Genomic DNA, 3476 nt, shown 5'->3' with positions numbered 1-3476 from the left:
ACTTTTGACTTTTGACTTTTGACTTTTGACTTTTGACTTTTGACTTTTGACTTTTGACTTTTGACTTTTGACTTTTATAGCCCCTAGCCCCCAATCCCTTCTTTACTTTTGACTTTTGACTTTTGACTTTTGACTTTTATAGCCCCTAGCCCCTTCAACAAGCAAGCGTTGTTCGGCACGAGCGATCGCACTATAAGTACGCTCAACCGCATCCAAACTGACAGAAATTGATGTGATGCCCCATTCTACGAGGCGATCGATCACTTCGGGATACTGGGCAGGCGCTTGACCGCAAATTGAGCAAGGAATGCCTGCCTCTTTCGCCATAAGGATCAACTGAAATATAGCTTTCATCACTGCTGGATGGCGTTCGTCAAATGCTATAGCCATCTCAGAGCGATCGCGATCGACTCCCAAAAGCAATTGGGTTAGATCGTTAGTACCAATAGAAATTCCCATACACCCTGCTTTAATATAATCAGGCAGCAAAAACAGGATAGAAGGAACTTCTGCCATAATCCAAAGTTGGAAATGGGATTTGTGTAGCAAACCAGCTTGTTCAACGCGGTTCTTGCAGAAAGAGAACTCTTCGACTGTGCGAACAAACGGCAAAAGTAAGTTGATATTGGTGTAGCCTGATTCGTAAACCCGATGTAGCGCTGCTAATTCTAGATCGAATAAAGTAGGATCTTGCACATAGCTAAATGTCCCCCGCATACCCAGCATTGGATTGACTTCTGTGGGCAAGAGTGGCGCTAGAGATTGAAATTCGTGCGATCGCCAATCCAATGAGCGATAAAAAACCGGGCGGGGTGCAAAGGCACTGGCAAACTGAGAGACAGCTTGGGCAAGTAGTTCGATCAACTCTTGTCTTTGTCCCATAGTCACCCACCGACTGGGGTGTTGTCCCTCCAGAACTTCCAGCATCATTAGTTCCGATCGCAATAATCCCACCCCATCTACTGGTAAGCTGGCTGCACGCTTAATAGCACTGGGCTGACTTAGGTTGACCAGTAGTTGAGTGGCTACGATCGGGTATTGAATATTGGTAGTTGGCAATTGGGCATTAGCAATTGGATGTTGCGTATGCGCTAGAGGCAATTCTGCATTGGGTGAAGCTGTAGTATTCCGCCACAACGCCGGAATTGGATCTTGAGTATTGGAAATTGAAGATTGTTCTTCTTGTCCGTGTCCCATACTCAATAACCTATCCCCTGTACTAACAAATTCCTGATTTGCCATTTCCTGTTCTCGGAGCAAATATATTTCGCCTCGATCCCCATCCACCATCACCAACTCGTCAGACTGAATACTCTGAGTGGCATTCCTGACACCGACTACAGCTGGAATTCCCAGTTCTCTCGCCACAATTCCCGCATGACAAGTCATTCCTCCCTGTTCGGCTATGACGCCAGCTGCTTGTTTGAGGAGGGGTAGCCAATCGGGGTGAAAGCTTTTGACTACTAATATTTTGCCAGTGGGAATAGTTTCTGGGTTCTCGCTAGGCTCGATAATTACTTGGGCTAGTGCGACCGCTCGTCCCCCAGCTGCCCCTATTCCCCTGAACAAGTGAGGGATTGAAGGCCCAGGAGTTTTGAGTTGAATAGTTTGATTTTCCTCTGCTTTCCTACTCGCCTGCTTTGAAGTTGCTTTGTTCTCCATTTCTCGATCGGTGCGGATTTTCGTAAGATACAGTCTATCTGCTGTACTTTCTGACGCCTTGGCTGTAAGCGTCCACTCCAAAGTAAAAGCCGAACCTATTTCAGCCTTAAACTGCTGGGCTAGCTGAATCAATTCTTGGAGGTACTGTTCTTCTAAAGCGTACTGTTTTTGTTGTTCCTCGCTCAATAGATATGTTTGTAGGGGTAAATTTATCCTGTTTTTAGTCTCAATCCGCTGCCAGGATTTATGTTCTTCTAGGTTATAAGCGATCGTTTTTACACCTAGCTTTCGCATTAGCACAGCACCGCTTTCTGGCTGCACCTGGTAGTAGTCTGGTAGGACTTCTCCTTTTACCAAAGCTATTCCCAGCCCGCAGGTTGCTTTAATTTCCCATAAGTTGGAGTTGGCTTGCAATACACCGGCTGCTACGCTGTTGTGGAGCGGTTGCACTAAGATAGCCACGTTAATCTGCTGGAGTTGAATACCATTACGCCGCCAGAACAGCAGGCTTCTGGCTCTAAATACCTCAGCCCAGACTCGCTTGACGGCGGCGGCTAGTGCATCCGGGCTGCTAAAGCAAACATGGGCATCCAGCAGTCCAGAAATCTTCAGGTCGCGATCTATCCCTGTTGGGGATGGTAGCGCCAGGGAGGGGCGCAGAATGAGCGCTGGTGCTTTTAGATGCTCTGAAATAGATGCTAGTGTCTCTAGCCACTTAGCTGGTAGGGCAGCTGCGGCGATCTCTTGACGGATAGCCCTAGCCACTAGCTGCAACTGTCGGGGATTATCAACATCAAGATGCAGCGAAGAATTAGGCAGGTCGGCAAACAGCGGGTCTAACCAGTGGATACTTTCTAGAAATTCGCGCAGTGCTTGTGCCTCGATCGCAAAACCGGGGATTACAGGATAACCCCTCTGGGCCAAGTGGCTTAAGTAAAACGCCTTTTCGCCGACTTGCGAGCGATCGCTTTTTTGAATCTGATCTAGCCACAGAAATTTATCCACAGACAAGTACAACTATTGGAGGAGCTTTTCTATTTTCTTAACATTTATTTTCTCTTTTCTTTAGATTGCTTAACGGAGAGTAATCTGATTTTCGGCTAGGTATACTGTTCGCGGTCACAGACAAAGCTTTTTTATCCTGTAGGGGCGAACGCCTGACGGGGATAATTTGTTGGTTCAACCCAAAGATCTGGTACGGAATGCTTCGCCACTTCCGTTAGTGCTACTTGCGAAGTATAGTACAAAATAATTGGAAGACCGAGCGGATAATGGTTGTAGCCAGATCCCAGCAGTTAAAGCGACAGGACTAAAATTAGGCAAGCGTTATGGGACATAAAGGAGAAGCAGTGCGATGATCCGAGCAGTTAATTTTTTGATTATTTTTGTGAGTTGCTTAGCTCTCGTTCTATTTAGCTTAGAAAATACCGAACCAGCCGTTATTAAAGTTATCAAGGGGGTTGACTTACAAGCACCTTTGTGCATTGAACTGATTGTAGCAATGGGGCTAGGAGCCATCCTCGCCGGAATGTTTAGTGTCTGGTTTCGGATGCTGCGACTGCTGGAGTCCCGCAAGCAAATCCGTCAAATACGCGAGAAAGATAGCCGAATTCAAAAGCTGGAAAAAGATTTGGAACAATACAAAGTAGAAATTTCCGAAAACGATCCGCAACTGCCAGCGGGCTCGGAATCCGCGCCTCAAAAGGCACAAGCAATACAAGCTTTGGCTAAAAGTTAGCTAGTGCAGGATGGCGGAAATAACTCACCACTAAAAATTGCCAATGATTGCTCTGGAAATCTTGATTTTTACCACT

The 3476-nt window shown here is 46.4% G+C and carries 2 protein-coding genes; one reads left to right on the top strand and one right to left on the bottom strand.

What is annotated here, in order from left to right; translation table 11 throughout:
- Positions 1–102: 102 nt before the first annotated feature.
- Positions 103–2667: a putative PEP-binding protein gene (locus tag LAY57_RS35135; RefSeq protein WP_249072045.1), complete on the bottom strand. Its 2565-nt coding sequence runs from the start codon at positions 2665–2667 to the stop codon at positions 103–105.
- Between the two features lie 349 nt (positions 2668–3016).
- On the opposite strand from LAY57_RS35135, the gene LAY57_RS35130 reads away from it, so the two are divergent.
- Complete coding sequence (locus LAY57_RS35130; RefSeq protein ID WP_275994533.1) at positions 3017–3400, top strand: LapA family protein; 384 nt, start codon at positions 3017–3019, stop codon at positions 3398–3400.
- Positions 3401–3476: the final 76 nt, after the last annotated feature.

It is taken from the genome of Argonema antarcticum A004/B2, assembly GCF_023333585.1.
Classification (GTDB): domain Bacteria; phylum Cyanobacteriota; class Cyanobacteriia; order Cyanobacteriales; family Aerosakkonemataceae; genus Argonema; species Argonema antarcticum.
This window is presented reverse-complemented; position numbering and strand designations above follow the sequence as displayed.